Source organism: Xanthobacter tagetidis, assembly GCF_003667445.1.
Taxonomy (GTDB): domain Bacteria; phylum Pseudomonadota; class Alphaproteobacteria; order Rhizobiales; family Xanthobacteraceae; genus Xanthobacter; species Xanthobacter tagetidis.
Genome location: NZ_RCTF01000005.1, coordinates 232,624 through 247,541 on the forward strand (window position 1 = coordinate 232,624; position 14,918 = coordinate 247,541).

A 14,918-nucleotide genomic window follows, 5' to 3' on the forward strand; every position below is an offset into this window, starting at 1 on the left:
AGCCACCTCTCACGCCGATGCAAGACCCGCTCATGACCCCCATCGCCGCCCCCCGCCGCCGCTTCCTTCGCCCGCAGAGCGTACTGCCGGGGTTCGGCATCACCATGGGGCTGACGCTGACCTGGCTCGGCCTCATCGTGCTGCTGCCGCTCTCGGCGCTGTTCATCAAGACCAGCGAAATCTCGCTGGAGCGCTTCATCGCCATCGTCACCAGCACGCGCACGCTGCACGCGCTGCAGATCTCGTTCGGCCTGTCGCTGGCGGCGGCGGCGGTGAACCTCGTGTTCGGCGCCATCGTCGTGTGGGTGCTGGTGCGCTACGACTTCCCGTTCAAGAAGGTGGTGGACGCGCTCATCGACATCCCCTTCGCGCTGCCCACGGCGGTCGCCGGCATCGCGCTCACCGCGCTCTATGCGCCGAACGGCTGGATCGGCGCTTTGCTGGCGCCGCTCGGCATCGAGGTGGCGTTCACGCCCGCGGGCATCCTCATCGCCCTCATCTTCATCGGCCTGCCGTTCGTGGTGCGCACCGTGGAGCCGGTGCTGGCCGACCTGGACCGCGAGCTGGAGGAGGCCGCCGCCAGCCTCGGCGCCTCGCGCCCGCAGGCGCTGTGGCGCGTGGTGCTGCCCTCGGTCTGGCCGGCGCTGCTCACCGGCTTCGCGCTCGCCTTCGCCCGCGCGGTCGGCGAATACGGCTCGGTCATCTTCATCGCCGGCAACCTGCCGGGCGTGTCGGAGATCGCGCCGCTGCTGATCGTCATCCGCCTGGAGGAATTCCGCTACGCCGACGCCACCGCCATCGCCTGCGTGATGCTGGTGGCCTCGTTCGTGCTGCTGTTCGTCATCAACCGCCTGCAGCGCTGGGCCGAGACGCGGGGCGCCAAGGCATGAGCGACGCCCTCCACCCCGGCCACGTCCTCGCCAGCGAGGGCCTGCCCACCGGCATCGCGCGCGCCGATGCCGAGCGCCGCGCCGCCGGCAAGTCGGTCCACACCGAGCCCGCCGCCGTGCGCATCGCGCTGGTCCTGGTGGCGCTCGCCTTCCTCGGCCTGTTCATCGGCCTGCCGCTGGTGGTGGTGTTCGTCGAGGCGCTCAAGCGCGGCGCCGCGGCCTATGTCTCGGCGCTCGCGAACCCGGATGCGCTCGCCTCCATCCGCCTCACGCTGCTGGTGGCCGCCATCTCGGTGGTGGCGAACCTCGTGTTCGGGCTGGTGGCCGCCTGGGCGATCGCCAAGTTCGAATTTCCCGGCAAGAGCACGCTCATCACCCTGATCGACCTGCCGTTCTCGGTGTCGCCGGTGGTGGCGGGCCTCGCCTTCGTGCTGCTGTTCGGCGCGCAGGGCCTGTTCGCCGGATATCTCGCGGCGTGGGACGTGAAGATCATCTTCGCCGTGCCCGGCATCGTGCTCGCCACCATCTTCGTCACCTTCCCGTTCGTCGCCCGCGAGCTGATCCCGCTGATGCAGGAGCAGGGCACGGCGGAGGAGGAGGCGGCGGTCTCGCTCGGCGCCTCGGGGCTCTCCACCTTCTTCCGGGTGACGCTGCCGAACGTGAAGTGGGCGCTGCTCTACGGGGTGCTGCTCTGCAACGCCCGCGCCATGGGCGAGTTCGGCGCCGTGTCGGTGGTGTCGGGCCATGTGCGCGGGCTCACCAACACCATGCCGCTGCACATCGAGATCCTCTATAACGAGTACCAGTTCGCCGCCTCGTTCGCGGTGGCCTCGCTGCTCGCTCTCCTGGCCCTCGTGACTTTGGTCGCGAAGACCATCCTGGAACACCGTCTCGCCGAGGAAGACACATGACCATCGAGGTCGCGGGCGTCACCAAGCGCTTCAAGAAGTTCACCGCGCTCGACAATGTGAGCCTCAATATCCGCTCGGGCGAACTGGTGGCGCTGCTCGGCCCCTCGGGCTCGGGCAAGACGACGCTTCTGCGCATCATCGCCGGGCTCGAATGGCCGGATGCCGGCGAAGTGCGGTTCGACGGCGAGGACGCGCTCGCGCGCTCGGTGCGCGAGCGCAATGTGGGCTTCGTGTTCCAGCACTATGCCCTGTTCCGGCACATGAACGTGTTCGAGAACGTCGCCTTCGGCCTGAGGGTGCGCAAGGGGGCCGACCGGCTGCCCGAGGCGGCGATCCGCGAGAAGGTGAACACGCTGCTCTCGCTGGTGCAGATCGACTGGCTGGCCGAGCGCTACCCCTCCCAGCTCTCCGGCGGCCAGCGCCAGCGCGTGGCGCTCGCCCGCGCGCTCGCCATCTCGCCGCGCGTGCTGCTGCTGGACGAGCCGTTCGGCGCGCTCGACGCCAAGGTGCGCAAGGAATTGCGCCGCTGGCTGCGCCATTTGCACGAGGAACTGCCCGTCACCTCCGTCCTCGTCACCCACGACCAGGAGGAGGCGCTGGAGCTGGCCGACCGCGTGGTGGTGATGGGCCACGGCAAGATCGAGCAGGTGGGATCGCCCGCCGAGGTCTATGACGCGCCGGCCACCGCCTTCGTGCACGATTTCATCGGCGAGACCGTGGCATTGCCCGGCGAGGTGCGCGCCGGCGTGCTGTTCCATGACGGCAAGCCGCTCGGCCTCGACGCCGCCGGCGTCCCGGACGGCCCTGCGCGCATCCTGGCGCGGCCGCACCATGTGGACCTCGCGCCGCCCGGCGAGGCGCCGTTCTCCGGCCGCGTGCTCTCGCTGCGCACCTTCGGCCCCACCCGCCGGGCCGACGTGGAGATCGCCGCCGGCTCCGGCAAGGTGGTGGTGGAAGCGGCCGTGCCGCTCGACCTCGCGCTGGAGGCCGGCGCCGTGGTGGGCCTGAGGCCGCGCGCCTACAAGGTCTTCGCCGCGAACGGCTGACCGGATCGGCGCGCCGGGCGGACCAGATTTCGCCATAGGGGCATGGTCTGCTTGCGTGTCCGGCCGTTCCGCCGGTCGCATCGAGGTTCGAGGAGAGGTCCCGTGCCGCCGCTCGTCATCGCCGCTCTGGGTGTTCTCGGCGCCGCCGCTCTGGCGAAGGTGATCGCGTCCGAAAGCCGCCGCGTGAACGAGGCGCTGGCGCGCCGCCGCGCGGCCGAGGACGCGCCCGAGGCGCCGGCGACGCGCCTGGAACGCGACCCCGCGACCGGCGCCTATCGCCCGCGGCCGGACTGACGCTCCGGCATCCGCCGTCCCTGCCGAAGCCCTTCTGCCGCCGCAGAATACCGTCATGTCCCGGTCGAGCCGGGCCATCCACGCTGGCGGCGAGGCGCTGGCGGAAGCGGCGAACCGCATGCGTGCCAGGGACGCGCGCGAGGTTACCGCGAATTCACTTCGGTCATCGGCGCTGAACGGCTAATTTGAGCGTGGCGGCGAGACTTTGGCCCTCTCGGCTCTCGCTTTTCGCGCGGTACCCATGTTGCAGACGCCCCCTCCCGATCCGTCACGCGCAGACCCGTCCCGCGCAGATCCATCCCGCGCGCGCGCCGGCCTCGCCTTCGCCCCCCGCAGGCGGCCTCTCTGGCGCCGCGCCGCCATCGTGGCGCTCATCGGCGCGCTCGGCCTCGGCGGCGCCTATTGGTGGAACCGCGGCCGCGAGGCAGCCACCGCCCCCGCTCTCCAGACCCAGCGCGTCGTGCGCGGCGACATCGAGCAGCAGGTGACGGCGCTCGCGGTGGTCCAGCCCAAGACCTATGTGGACGTGGGCACCCAGGTCTCCGGCCTGCTGCGCAAGATTCATGTGGAGATCGGCGACGAGGTGAAGAAGGACCTGCTGCTCGCCGAGATCGACCCCACCGTCTACCAGACCCGCGTCCTGGGCGACGAGGCCCAGCTCGACAACCTGAAAGCCCAGCTCGCCCAGCAGAATGCGCAGCTCGATCTCGACCGGCTGCGCAACGACCGGGCCCAGAAGCTGCTCGCCTCCAAGTCCGGCAGCCAGGACGCGGCGGACGCCACCGACGCCACCGTGCGCATCGGCGAGGCCAAGGTCGACGCGCTCAAGGCGCAGATCAAGCAGACCCAGGCGACGCTGGAGGGCGACCTCGCCAATCTCGGCTACACCAAGATCTTCGCGCCCATGGACGGCACCGTGGTATCGATCGACGCGCGCGAGGGCGGCACGCTGAACGCCAACATGACCGCCCCGGTGATCCTGCGCATCTCCGACCTCGACACCATGCAGGTGAAGGCGCAGGTGGCGGAGGCGGACATCCCCAAGGTGAAGGTGGGCATGGAGGTCTACTTCACCACCCTCGGCATGCCGGACCGGCGCTTCACCGCCAAGGTGGTGCAGATACTGCCGACGCCGGAGACCATCAATGACGTGGTGCTCTATTCCGTGCTGATCGACGTGACCAACACCGAGCGCCTGCTGATGACCTCCATGAGCGCGCAGGTGTTCTTCCGCCTGGGCAGCGCCAGCGACGTGCTGGTGGTGCCGGTCGCGGCCGCCCGCCCGCTGGCCCGCGGTCGCTCGGGCGAGGACCGCAGCCTCGCCATGGTGCGGGTGATGGAGGACGGTGCGGTGGTGGAGAAGCGCGTGCGCCTGGGCCTTGCCAACCGCACCCATGTGGAGGTGCGCGAGGGCCTCAAGGAAGGCGACGAGGTGGTGACCACCGCCGACGTACCGCGCTCCACCCTCCGGATGCCGCCGCCGGGAATGATGCGATGAGTGTCGCCGCGCCCGCCTTCGAGGCCGACGCGCCGGCGGACGGCGGCACCCCGCTCATCGCCCTCGACGGCGTCGACAAGCTCTACCCTTCCGGCGAGAGCGTGGTGCACGCGCTGGACGACGTCTCGCTCACCATCATGCCGGGCGAATACGTGGCCATAATGGGCCAGTCGGGCTCCGGCAAGTCGACGCTCATGAACATCCTCGGCTGCCTCGACCGGCCCACCCGCGGCACCTACCGGGTGCTGGGCCGGGACGTGGCGAGCCTGACGCCCGATGCGCTGGCGGCGCTGCGCTCGCGCACCTTCGGCTTCGTGTTCCAGCGCTACAATCTCCTGCCCGCCATCTCGGCGGAGGAGAATGTGGAGATCCCCGCCATCTATGCCGGCCGGCCCAAGGCCGAGCGTCGCGAACGGGCGCAGGCGCTGTTGGCCCGCCTCGGCCTCGGCGAGCGGGCCGGCCACAAGCCCTCCCAGCTCTCCGGCGGCCAGCAGCAGCGCGTCTCCATCGCCCGCGCGCTGATGAACGAGGCGCCGGTGATCCTGGCCGACGAACCCACCGGCGCGCTCGACAGCCATTCCGGCGAGATGATGCTGGCGCTGCTCGGCGAACTGCACGCCGAGGGGCGCACCGTCATCCTCATCACCCACGACAAGGAGGTGGCGGCCCACGCCGAGCGCGTCGTGCGCATCCAGGACGGGCGCATCGTCGCCGACGAGCGCCAGAAGGCGCCGGCCCCGCGCGCCTCCACCTTCGGCGCCGAGCACCTGGACCTGAAGGCCCACAACCCGTTCTTCTCCGACCTCACCGAGGCGGTGAAGATGGCCTGGCGCTCCATGGCGGCCAATGCCTTCCGCACCGCGCTGACCCTGCTCGGCGTGGTGATCGGGGTGGCGGCGGTGATCGCCATGATGGCCATCGGCGAAGGATCCAAGCAGGACATCCTCGGCCGCATCGCCTCCATGGGCACGAACCTGCTGATCGTCCGCCCCGGCGCCCCGGGGGTGCGCACCACCGGCGCCAACGCCTCGCTCCAGGCGGAGGATGCCGCCGCCATCGCGGAGGAGATCGGCAACGTCGTCGCGGTCTCGCCCGAGCGCTACACCACCGCCACGCTGAGGGTCGGCAACATCGACTACGCCACCATGGTGCAGGGCGCGGGGCCGGGCTACACCGCGGCGCGCGACTGGGCCATGCAGTCCGGCGCCATGTTCACGCAGGCCGACTACGACGCCTATGCGCCGGTGATGGTGATCGGCACCACGGTGGCGAAGGTGCTGTTCCCGGGACAGAACCCGGTGGGGCGCTACGTGCTGGTGCGCAACGTGCCGTTCCAGGTGCTGGGCGTGCTGGCGCCGCGCGGGGCCAACGCCTTCGGCTCCGACCAGGACGACATCGCGCTGATGCCGCTCTCCACCGGCTTCATCCGCGTGTTCGGACGGCGCTATCTCAACTCCATCACCATCGCGGTGGAGGACACCGCCCGCATCGACGAGACGCAGGCCGAGATCACCTCGCTGCTGCGACGCCGCCACCGGGCGGACGATTTCCAGATCCGCAACACCTCCTCCATGCTGGACATGGCCACCGCCTCGGCGGACACGCTGACCACCCTGCTCGCCTCGGTCGCCGCCATCTCGCTCATCGTCGGCGGGATCGGCGTGATGAACATCATGCTGGTGAGCGTCACCGAGCGCACGCGCGAGATCGGCATCCGCATGGCGACCGGGGCGCGGCGCTCCAACATCATGCTGCAGTTCAACACCGAGGCGCTGGTGGTGTGCGGCGTCGGCGGACTCGTCGGCGTGGCGCTCGGCATCGGCGTGACGTGGGGGCTGGAATATCTCGGCGCGACGGTCGCCTATGCGGCGGGGCCGGCGCTGCTCGCCTTCGGCTGCGCGGTCCTGACCGGCCTCGTGTTCGGCTACCTGCCGGCGCGCAAGGCGGCCGGCCTCGACCCGGTGGTGGCGCTCGCCTCCGAGTGACGCGGTTCGAGTGAGCGGGCCTCAGTCCTTCGGCGCGGCGAGCGCGACGGTGGGATGCGCCGGCGCGCCGGCCGCCCCCTCGCGGCGCGCGCGGCGGCTGCGCCGATGCTCCGCCTGGATGGAATAGAGCCCAGCGCCCACCACCAGCACGATGCCGATCCAGGCCCAGCCGTCCGGCAGCTCCCCGAACACCACGAAGCCGGAGACGATGGCGCCGAACACCAGGACGTAGCGCAGCGGCGAGACCACGCTCACCGGCGCGTTGCGGAAGGCATAGACCAGAAGCAGCGTGCCGAGCGCGAAGGTCAGCGCCGACACCGCGAGCTGGCCGACCACCAGCGCGGAGGGCAGCCGCCACGGCTCGAACGGCGCGCACAGCGCGCAGGCGAGCCCGAGCACGAGCGTGGTGGACACGCCCACCACCGCGCCGGGAATCTCCATGCCGATATTGCGGGTGACGATGTCGCGCAGCGAGCCGCTCAGCGCCGCCACCAAAGGCAGCAGCGCCACCAGCTGGAACGTCTCAGGGTCCGGCCGCATGACGATCACCGCGCCGGCGAAGCCGACCGCGACGGCGCACCATTGCGACACGCTCACCCGCTCGCCGAGCAGCGGCACCGCGAGCGCCACCGTGATCAACGGCGTGGAGAGGTAGATGGTGGTGGTGGAGGCGATCGGCATCACCGCCAGCGCGCCCACATAGAGGAAGGTGGTCAGCGTATCGAGGCCCGAGCGCGCCAGCACGCGCGGCCGGAACGCATGCAGCACCAGCCCGAGCTGGCCCGCCTGCGCCACCAGGGCCAGCAGCAGCAGGGCGGCGAACAGCGAGCGCAGCGCCAGCGCCTGGCTCAGCGGCACATCGTGCAGGGCGACCTTCAGAAGCGTGTCGTTGGTGATGAACATCACCATCGACGCGATCATGGCCACCATGCCGCGCACGTTGGATGCCGCACTCATGGCCGAGCCTCCCCTGCCGTGAGCGGGACGCGGGATGGCGGGTGCGGGATCGGATGGGTCGCTCGGGAGCGCATGGGGCCGCTGGAACTCGGGAAACACCGCCAGGGGCGGGACGCGGGCGCCGGAGCGGCGCGCCATGGCCTCCAACCTAAAGCGGAAACGTGAAAAGATCGGCAAGGGCCGGCACGACGCACCAGCTTGATTGATCTAGCCGATTTGCCACGGGAAGGGGTCTGCGCGTTCGGTGGGTCTTGGCCGCGAGCCCGGCGCTCATGGCATGGCGCCGACATGGGCGCGCCGCAATCGGACCCTGCGTCAGGTCGGCCCGGAGGCGGCCGGCTCAGCCGCCGGTCATGCTCATGTGGCGGCGCACCGCCGGCTGGCGGGTCTGCCGGTCGATGACGAAATCGTGGCCCTTGGGCTTGCGGAAGATTGCCTCGTCGATGGCGGTGTCGAGCAATGCGTCGTCCGCCGTGGCGCGCAGCGGCGTGCGCAAGTCGGCCGCGTCCTCCTGGCCGAGGCACATATAGAGCGTGCCGGTGCAGGTGACGCGCACCCGGTTGCAGCCCTCGCAGAAATTGTGCGTCAGCGGGGTGATGAAGCCGAGCCGTCCGCCGGTCTCCTTCACCTCCACATAGCGCGCCGGGCCGCCGGTGCGGTAGGCGATGTCGGCCAGCGTGAAGCGCTGCTCAAGCTGCGCGCGCACCTGCGAGAGCGGCAGATACTGGTCGACCCGCTCCTCGCCCACCTCGCCGAGCGGCATCACCTCGATGAGGGAGAGGTCGTGCCCCTCGCCGTGCGCCCACGCCATCATGGAGGCGATCTCGTGCTCGTTCACGTCCTTGAGCGCGACCGCGTTGATCTTCACATGAAGGCCCGCCGCCTTGGCTGCGCGGATGCCCTCCATCACCTTGCCGAGATCGCCCCAGCGGGTGATGGCGCGGAACTTGTCCGGGTCCAGCGTGTCGATGGAGACGTTGATGCGCTTCACCCCGCAGGCGGCGAGGTCGGCCGCGTAGCGGGCGAGCTGGGAGCCGTTGGTGGTGAGCGTCAGTTCTTCGAGCTGGCCGCTCTCCATGTGGCGGGACAGCGCGCGGAACAGGGTCATCACGTCGCGCCGCACCAAAGGCTCGCCGCCGGTGAGGCGCAGCTTGCGCACGCCGCGGCGCACGAAGGCCGAGCACAGCCGGTCCAGCTCTTCGAGCGTGAGCAGGTCCTGCTTGGGCAGGAAGGTCATGTGCTCCGCCATGCAATAGACGCAGCGGAAGTCGCACCGGTCGGTGACCGAGACGCGCAGATAGGTGACGGCGCGGCCGAACGTGTCCACCAGCGGCGCAGCCTGCGCGGCGGCGGCCGGTCGGTCGATCAGGTCCCTGAGCACGCCTGGCTTGTGGTCCACCACTGGCTCCTCGCGTCGTTCTCCCGCGTCGCCCCACAGGCCGGCTTCAGGGCCGGCCTCGGCGCATCATGCGCCCGCTGCCGAGAAGGCGTGCGGACGACGCTCCGTGATTATATATCGTATGCAGCGCGCCGATGGGTAGGCGCGTCGCGGCACATTTGCGTGCGGCCATGCAACAAAGGGAGCGCAAACCCGTGCCGGACATCGAAACCACATCGCCCTCGGGCCCCGCCGACGCCTGGCCGACGGAACTGCGGGTGGTCGAAGGCAAGCACGCTCTGGCCGTGACGTTCGAGGACGGCGCGTCCTTCATCCTGCCGGCGGAATATCTGCGGGTGGAAAGCCCGTCCGCCGAGGTGCAGGGCCACGCGCCGGACGAGAAGATCACCGTTCCCGGCAAGCGCCGCGTGCGCATCGCCGCCGTCGAGCCGGTGGGCAATTACGCGGTGCGGCTCCAGTTCGACGACGGCCACGGCACCGGAATCTATACGTGGCCGCTGCTCCACGCCCTCGGCAGCGAGCAGGAGGCGCGCTTCGCCGCCTATCTCGCCGAGCTGGAGCGCCAGGACCTCTCGCGCGGCTGAGCGGCGGCGCTCAGGGTGGCGCGGTGCCGTCGCCTTGAGGCGGCGCCCGCAGCAAGGCGAACAGCGGCCGCAGCATGCCGTTGAGCCGCTCGGGCGAGGGATCGACGCGCGAGAGCACCCGCAGCCCCAGCAACTGGCCGAGCAGCATGCCGGCGACCTCGTCCGCCGCGCCCGATCGCGTGACCACGCCCAGCGCCCGGCCCTTCTCCACCTGGCGGCGGAAGAAGGCCTGCATGGCGTCGAGCACGTCCATCACGTGGCCGCGGAACTCCGGGTCGTGGGGCGCCAGCTCCAGCGTGGCATTCACCAGGAAGCAGCCCTTGCGCGCGGGATCGGCCCGCGCGTTCTCCACCACCTCGGCGAAGAAGGTCTCGATCGCCTCCAGCGGCGGCAGATCCTCCAGGCGGGCGATGCGGTCGTGGACGCCGGCGCGCACATAGCGGTCGAACGCCAGCTCGTAGAGCGCGCGCTTGTCGCCGAAGGCGTTGTAGAGGCTGGCGCCGGTGATCCCCATCTCCGCCGCGAGATCGCGCACCGAGGTCGCCTCATAGCCCTGCGACCAGAAGCAATCGACGGCGGCCTCCAGGACCTCCGCCTCGTCGAACGCGCGGGGCCGCGCCATCAGGCGCCCGCCCCGTGGAAAAAAAAGTTCGCTGGCACGATCATCCCGGAATTCTAGAGCAAACGTTTGAAAACTCAAGAATGGCGGAGCTCCGCGGGGCCTTGGCGGCCCTCCTGGCACCCGCCGTCGGCGCCGACCGCGCTTGCCAGCCGCCTCGGCGCCGGTCATTTTAGATCGGTCGATCTAAAAATAGGTCCGCGCGCCGGAAAGCGCCAGTGCGCGCCGCCTCAGCACGCGCGAAGCCAGCCCATCAGCCGGGGAGCCCCATGATCCGCTTCTATTTCCACCCCACCCCCAATCCCATGAAGGTCGCGCTGCTGCTGGAGGAGACCGGCCTGCCCTACACCGTGGTGCCGGTGGACACCCGCAAGGGCCAGCAGCACGCCGCGGCGTTCCTGGCGATCAATCCCAACGGCAAGCTGCCGGCCATCGTCGACGAGGAGGGCCCCGGCGGGGCGCCGGCGCGGGTGTTCGATTCGAGCGCGATCCTGCTCTACCTCGCCGAGAAGACGGGGCGCTTCCTCGGCCGCGCCGAGGACCGGCCTGAGATGCTCTCCTGGCTGTTCTTCATCGCCTCGGGGCTCGGCCCCTTCTCGGGCCAGGCGGTGCATTTCCAGCTGATGGCGCCGGAAAAGCCGGCCTATGCCGTCAACCGCTACCGGCGCGAGGCGGAGCGCCATTACGCCATTCTGGAGGAACGCCTGACGGGCCGGCCCTTCCTGCTGGGCGATGACTACACCATCCTCGACATGTCCGCCTGGGGCTGGATCGAGCGCGCCCATGCGGTGCTGCCGGGCAGCGATACCCCCTTGGACGCCTATCCCAACATCGCCCGCTGGCATGCCGCCGTCAGCGCCCGGCCGGCGGTGGCGCGGGCGCGCCTCGTAGGCACCGACCATGCCTTCAAGCAGGAAATGGACGAAGAAACCCGCCGCGCCCTCTTCCCCTCCAACTATCCCGCCGCCTGAGGCGAACAGGAGTAGTCCCATGCAGCTTCAGGGCAAGCGCATCCTCATCACCGGCGGCACCAGCGGCATCGGGCTCGCGAGCGCCCGCCAGCTCCAGGAGAAAGGCGCCCGCGTCTTCGTCACCGGACGGCGGCCGGACCTGCTCGCCGCCGCGCTCGACGCGCTCGGGCCAAGCGCGCAGGGCATCGCCGCGGACGTGGCGAGCGAAGCCGGGCGTGCGGCGACGCTCGATGCCGCCCTTGCGGGCCTCGGCGGGCTCGACGTGCTGGTGAACAATGCCGGCGCGGTGCGCGCGGGCCCTCTGGAGGAGACCGGCGAGGCCGAGATCCGCGCCATGGTGGAGGTGGACCTGCTCGCCCCCATCCTCATCACCCGGGCGGCGCTGCTGGCGCTGCGCGCCTCCGGCGACGCGATGGTGGTGAACGTCGCGTCCGGCATCGCCCTCGTGGGCGTGCCCTTCTATGCCACCTATGCGGCCGTGAAGGCGGGCCTCGCCCATTTCGGCGAGGCGCTGCGGCGCGAGCTTCTGGGCGAAAGCGTGCACGTGCTCACGCTCTATCCCGGCGCCACCGACACGCCGATGATGAAGACCTCGCGCGCCGGCCCCGAGCTCGGCTTCGTGAAGGAGACGGCGGACGAGGTCGCCGCCGCCCTGGTCGCGGGCATGGAGGCGGACGCCCTCGACGTGCGCCGCCTCAGCCCGCAGCGGGCGCAGATGGTGGCGCTCAACGCCACCGACCCCGCCGCCCTCGACGCGCGCTTCCTTCAGATGAAGCCGGCGCTGGCCGCGGCGGTCAAGGACCACGCCGCCTTGTGAGCCGCCGCGTCAGCCGCGGCCGACGAACGGCATCTTGGTGGCCATGATGGTCATGAACTGCACGTTGGCCTCCAGCGGCAGGCTCGCCATGTAGACCACCGCGCTCGCCACCTGGTCGACATCGATCACCGGCTCGACCTTGGTGGAGCCGTCGGCCTGGAGGATGCCGGCCTTCATGCGCTGGGCCATCACGGTATCGGCGTTGCCGATGTCGATCTGGCCGCAGGCGATGTCGTAGACGCGGCAGTCCAGAGAGGTGGACTTGGTGAGGCCGGTCATGGCGTGCTTGGTGGCGGTGTAGGGCGCCGAGAACGGACGCGGCGCGTGGGCCGAAATGGAGCCGTTGTTGATGATGCGCCCGCCGCGCGGCGCCTGCGCCTTCATCACGCGGATCGCCTGTTGGGTGCACAGGAAGGGGCCGGTGAGATTGGTGTCCACCACCGCCCGCCACTGGGCGTAGGTGAGGTCCTCCATCGGCACGCCGGGGGCGCCGGTGCCGGCATTGTTGAACAGAAGGTCGAGGCGGCCGAACTTCGCCACCGTGGCGTCGAACAGCGCCTTCACGGAATCGGGGTCGGCCACGTCGGTCGGCACCGCGAGCATATCTGCGCCGGGGGCCATCGCGGCGGTCTCGTCCAGCGCCTCGGCGCGCCGTCCGGCAAGCGCCACCGCGTAGCCCGCCTTGGCGAGCGCGACGGCGACACCGCGCCCCACGCCCGAACCCGCTCCCGTCACCAGCGCAATCTTCTTGGTCATTATCCACATCCTCCCATGACCCGCGCGGCCTGCAGCGGGCCAGCGCGTGGCGCCACATCTAGCCGGTTTCCGGGAAAATCTGAATCGATTTGAATGACGTCTGGTCCGATCCGCTCGGTGGTCCGCCAGGCGGTGCCGCGCCTCAGATATAGTCGATGAAAGACGCAAGTTCGTCCTGGGAAAGATCGCGCATCTCGGCGAGGGTGCAGGTGTCGAGCACGGTGCCGATGGCGTCGCGCACCCGCACCATCAGAAGCCGCACTTCGCAGCGCGACAGGTTGCAGTCCTCGCAGGGCTCGTAGGCGTTGCGGCTGGCGCAGGGCAGCGGCGCCAGCGGGCCGTCGAGGGCGCGGATCATCTCGCCGACGATGATGTCCTCGGGCGCCCGCGCGAGCCGGTAGCCGCCGAGCTTGCCCTTCTTGCTGGTGAGGAAGCCGGCGTTGCGCAGCTCGCCGAGGATCACGTCCAGGAATTTCTTCGGGATCTGGTTGGTCTCGGCGATGTCCGCCACCTGGGTGGACGCGCCGGGGGCGAGCCGCGCGAGGTGCACCGCGGCCTTCAGCCCGTATTTTCCCTTCTTCGTCAGCATGTCGTGCCCTTTCGCGGGCTTATGGTTAAGCCTCCGCCCCAAGTCAACCGCACGCAACCGGGCCTGGCGGGACTTAAGGCGTTCCGCCGGGCGGTGCGTCCGCCTGCGGTGCCGGCTCGGCCGCCGGCTTGGCCTCGAAGCGCGCCATCAGCGGCGCCTGCGCCATGGCGAAGACGAAGGTCAGCGGCAGGTAGCCGAAGGTCTTGAAGGCGACCCAGGTGTCGGTCGACACCGAGCGCCACACCACCTCGTTCACCGCCGCCATCACCAGGAAGAAGATGCCCCAGCGCACGGTCAGCTTGTGCCAGCCCTCCTCCGTGAGGTTGACCATGCCGTCGAAGACATAAGGCAGCAGTGGCTTCTTGAACGCCAGCCCGCCGAGCAGCGCGAGGCCGAAGATGGCGTTGAGCAAAGTCGGCTTCAGCTTGATGAAGTGGTCGTCCTGAAGCCACAAGGTGAGCCCGCCGAACACCGTCACCACCAGCGCCGACACCAGCGGCATCACCGCGATCCGCCGCGCCAGCAGCCACATGGTGGCGAGCGCCACCGCGGTGGCCACCATGAACAGGCCGGTGGCGAAATAGATGCCGCCGTAGGAATTGCCGACGAAGAACAGAACCAGGGGGCCGATCTCAAGGCCGATCTTCACCCAGGGATTGAGCTTCTGGGGCGGGGCCGCGGCCGCCTCGGTCATGACCTCAGGTCTCCGCATACGCTGGAACCGGCGGCGGGGGCCGCAGGAGCCCCACATTTGGCGTCTGGCGGCCGTACAATCAAGTGCCGTCGCCGCCGGAGGTCTTCGCCGGCCCCGCCGTTCGCGCCCCCTCTCCCGCTTTTCCTTGACCCGCTCTTGCCGCCCCTCGCCTCACTTCCCCAGCGAAAGGCAGGCGACCAGCTCCGGCCCTTCCTTCGGCACCCGCTCGCGCAGGCGGGAGGCGAGGCGCTGGAGGTTGGCGGTGGGCTTGCCGGCGTCGCGGCGGATCGGATTGGGCAGCATCACGGCGAGCAAGGCCGCCTGGGAGGCGTTCACGCGCGCCGCCGGGATGCCGAAGGCGCGCTGTGCCCCGGCCTCGACGCCGAATTCCCCATCCGGCCCCCATTCGGCGATGTTGAGATAGATCTCCACCATCCGCTCTTTGCTCAGCACCAAATCGAGCCACAGCGCGAGCGGGATCTCGATCGCCTTGCGGATCAGGTCGCGGCCCGGCCACAGGAACAGGTTCTTCGTCACCTGCATGGAGATGGTCGAGGCGCCGCGCACCTCCTCGATCTCGTCGGCCTTCTCGATCGCCTGGCGCATCTCCTCCAGGTCGACGCCGGGATGGCGGCAGAAGCTCGCATCCTCCGAGGCGATCACCGTGCGCACCAAAGCCGGCGACATCTCGGAGAGCGGGGTCCACACCCGCTCCACCCGCTCGCCGGACAGCCAGCGCCCGATCATCAGCGTCGAGACCGGGTTGACGACCGTGTAGAGCACCGACAGCACCAGCGGGATGGCGACAACGATCAGCGCGAGGCGCAGCAGCAGGCGGATCACATCGGGGCCTTTCCGTTGGCGCGCGGGGATGGTCCCACGCGGCGTCTTGACCTCGTGCCCTGGTT

The 14,918-nt window shown here is 70.1% G+C and carries 16 protein-coding genes; 9 read left to right on the plus strand and 7 right to left on the minus strand.

From position 1 onward, the window contains the following. Positions 1–32 precede the first annotated feature (32 nt). The 6 genes from cysT to D9R14_RS08565 all read left to right on the plus strand — a co-directional run bounded on the left by cysT (position 33) and on the right by D9R14_RS08565 (position 6,624). Entirely contained in the window at positions 33–890 is an 858-nt protein-coding gene (gene cysT, locus D9R14_RS08540; protein WP_121622899.1) for a sulfate ABC transporter permease subunit CysT, read from the plus strand. After that, positions 887–1,801, plus strand: a complete 915-nt coding sequence (gene cysW / locus D9R14_RS08545) for a sulfate ABC transporter permease subunit CysW (RefSeq protein ID WP_121622900.1) — start codon at positions 887–889, stop codon at positions 1,799–1,801. Before cysT ends, cysW begins: the two co-directional genes overlap by 4 nt. Then, positions 1,798–2,847, plus strand: coding sequence for a sulfate/molybdate ABC transporter ATP-binding protein (locus D9R14_RS08550; protein WP_121622901.1), 1,050 nt, complete (start codon positions 1,798–1,800; stop codon positions 2,845–2,847). Before cysW ends, D9R14_RS08550 begins: the two co-directional genes overlap by 4 nt. 102 nt (positions 2,848–2,949) lie before the next feature. Further along, positions 2,950–3,141 (plus strand): hypothetical protein, encoded by a 192-nt coding sequence (locus D9R14_RS08555; protein WP_121622902.1) that lies wholly within the window; start codon positions 2,950–2,952, stop codon positions 3,139–3,141. Positions 3,142–3,505: 364 nt separating this feature from the next. Beyond that, positions 3,506–4,639 carry an efflux RND transporter periplasmic adaptor subunit gene (locus tag D9R14_RS08560; protein WP_245420648.1) on the plus strand — a complete coding sequence of 378 codons (1,134 nt, stop codon included), beginning with the start codon at positions 3,506–3,508 and terminating at the stop codon, positions 4,637–4,639. Further along, positions 4,636–6,624, plus strand: coding sequence for a MacB family efflux pump subunit (locus tag D9R14_RS08565; protein ID WP_121622904.1), 1,989 nt, complete (start codon positions 4,636–4,638; stop codon positions 6,622–6,624). Before D9R14_RS08560 ends, D9R14_RS08565 begins: the two co-directional genes overlap by 4 nt. Before the next feature lie 21 nt (positions 6,625–6,645). Here D9R14_RS08565 and D9R14_RS08570 read toward each other — a convergent pair whose 3' ends face one another. Next, positions 6,646–7,581 (minus strand): DMT family transporter, encoded by a 936-nt coding sequence (locus tag D9R14_RS08570; protein ID WP_170168554.1) that lies wholly within the window; start codon positions 7,579–7,581, stop codon positions 6,646–6,648. 340 nt (positions 7,582–7,921) lie between these two features. Further along, positions 7,922–8,962, minus strand: coding sequence for a GTP 3',8-cyclase MoaA (moaA, locus tag D9R14_RS08575; RefSeq protein ID WP_121622948.1), 1,041 nt, complete (start codon positions 8,960–8,962; stop codon positions 7,922–7,924). A 212-nt stretch (positions 8,963–9,174) separates the two neighbouring features. Here moaA and D9R14_RS08580 point away from each other — a divergent pair, with 212 nt between their 5' ends. Continuing rightward, positions 9,175–9,564 carry a gamma-butyrobetaine hydroxylase family protein gene (locus D9R14_RS08580; protein ID WP_245420650.1) on the plus strand — a complete coding sequence of 130 codons (390 nt, stop codon included), beginning with the start codon at positions 9,175–9,177 and terminating at the stop codon, positions 9,562–9,564. Between the two features lie 10 nt (positions 9,565–9,574). Here D9R14_RS08580 and D9R14_RS08585 read toward each other — a convergent pair whose 3' ends face one another. Next, positions 9,575–10,186: a TetR/AcrR family transcriptional regulator gene (locus tag D9R14_RS08585; protein WP_121622907.1), complete on the minus strand. Its 612-nt coding sequence runs from the start codon at positions 10,184–10,186 to the stop codon at positions 9,575–9,577. Positions 10,187–10,452: 266 nt separating this feature from the next. On the opposite strand from D9R14_RS08585, the gene D9R14_RS08590 reads away from it, so the two are divergent. Beyond that, the gene (locus D9R14_RS08590) at positions 10,453–11,154 is read left to right on the plus strand and encodes a glutathione S-transferase family protein (RefSeq protein WP_121622908.1); all 702 of its coding nucleotides are present in this window, start codon (positions 10,453–10,455) and stop codon (positions 11,152–11,154) included. Positions 11,155–11,173: 19 nt separating this feature from the next. After that, entirely contained in the window at positions 11,174–11,971 is a 798-nt protein-coding gene (locus D9R14_RS08595) for an SDR family NAD(P)-dependent oxidoreductase (RefSeq protein ID WP_121622909.1), read from the plus strand. A gap of 9 nt (positions 11,972–11,980) precedes the next feature. On the opposite strand, the gene D9R14_RS08600 is transcribed toward D9R14_RS08595, so the two are convergent. From D9R14_RS08600 to mtgA, 4 genes are all read right to left on the minus strand, one after another. Continuing rightward, positions 11,981–12,727, minus strand: a complete 747-nt coding sequence (locus D9R14_RS08600; RefSeq protein ID WP_121622910.1) for an SDR family oxidoreductase — start codon at positions 12,725–12,727, stop codon at positions 11,981–11,983. 142 nt (positions 12,728–12,869) lie between these two features. Then, positions 12,870–13,316, minus strand: coding sequence for an RrF2 family transcriptional regulator (locus tag D9R14_RS08605; RefSeq protein ID WP_121622911.1), 447 nt, complete (start codon positions 13,314–13,316; stop codon positions 12,870–12,872). A gap of 73 nt (positions 13,317–13,389) precedes the next feature. Beyond that, on the minus strand, positions 13,390–14,010 hold the full coding sequence (locus D9R14_RS08610) for a septation protein A (RefSeq protein ID WP_121622912.1): 621 nt from the start codon (positions 14,008–14,010) through the stop codon (positions 13,390–13,392). 171 nt (positions 14,011–14,181) lie between these two features. After that, positions 14,182–14,853, minus strand: coding sequence for a monofunctional biosynthetic peptidoglycan transglycosylase (mtgA, locus tag D9R14_RS08615; protein ID WP_121622913.1), 672 nt, complete (start codon positions 14,851–14,853; stop codon positions 14,182–14,184). Positions 14,854–14,918: the final 65 nt, after the last annotated feature.

Bases quoted from the DNA above. Each gene is read 5' to 3' on its own strand.
- D9R14_RS08585 (WP_121622907.1), bottom strand. From the start codon at position 10,186: ATGGCGCGGCCCCGCGCGTTCGACGAGGCGGAGGTCCTGGAGGCCGCC.
- D9R14_RS08570 (WP_170168554.1), bottom strand. From the start codon at position 7,581: ATGAGTGCGGCATCCAACGTGCGCGGCATGGTGGCCATGATCGCGTCG.
- cysT (WP_121622899.1), top strand. From the start codon at position 33: ATGACCCCCATCGCCGCCCCCCGCCGCCGCTTCCTTCGCCCGCAGAGC.
- D9R14_RS08565 (WP_121622904.1), top strand. From the start codon at position 4,636: ATGAGTGTCGCCGCGCCCGCCTTCGAGGCCGACGCGCCGGCGGACGGC.
- cysW (WP_121622900.1), top strand. From the start codon at position 887: ATGAGCGACGCCCTCCACCCCGGCCACGTCCTCGCCAGCGAGGGCCTG.
- D9R14_RS08605 (WP_121622911.1), bottom strand. From the start codon at position 13,316: ATGCTGACGAAGAAGGGAAAATACGGGCTGAAGGCCGCGGTGCACCTC.
- D9R14_RS08590 (WP_121622908.1), top strand. From the start codon at position 10,453: ATGATCCGCTTCTATTTCCACCCCACCCCCAATCCCATGAAGGTCGCG.
- D9R14_RS08595 (WP_121622909.1), top strand. From the start codon at position 11,174: ATGCAGCTTCAGGGCAAGCGCATCCTCATCACCGGCGGCACCAGCGGC.
- D9R14_RS08600 (WP_121622910.1), bottom strand. From the start codon at position 12,727: ATGACCAAGAAGATTGCGCTGGTGACGGGAGCGGGTTCGGGCGTGGGG.
- D9R14_RS08550 (WP_121622901.1), top strand. From the start codon at position 1,798: ATGACCATCGAGGTCGCGGGCGTCACCAAGCGCTTCAAGAAGTTCACC.
- D9R14_RS08610 (WP_121622912.1), bottom strand. From the start codon at position 14,010: ATGACCGAGGCGGCCGCGGCCCCGCCCCAGAAGCTCAATCCCTGGGTG.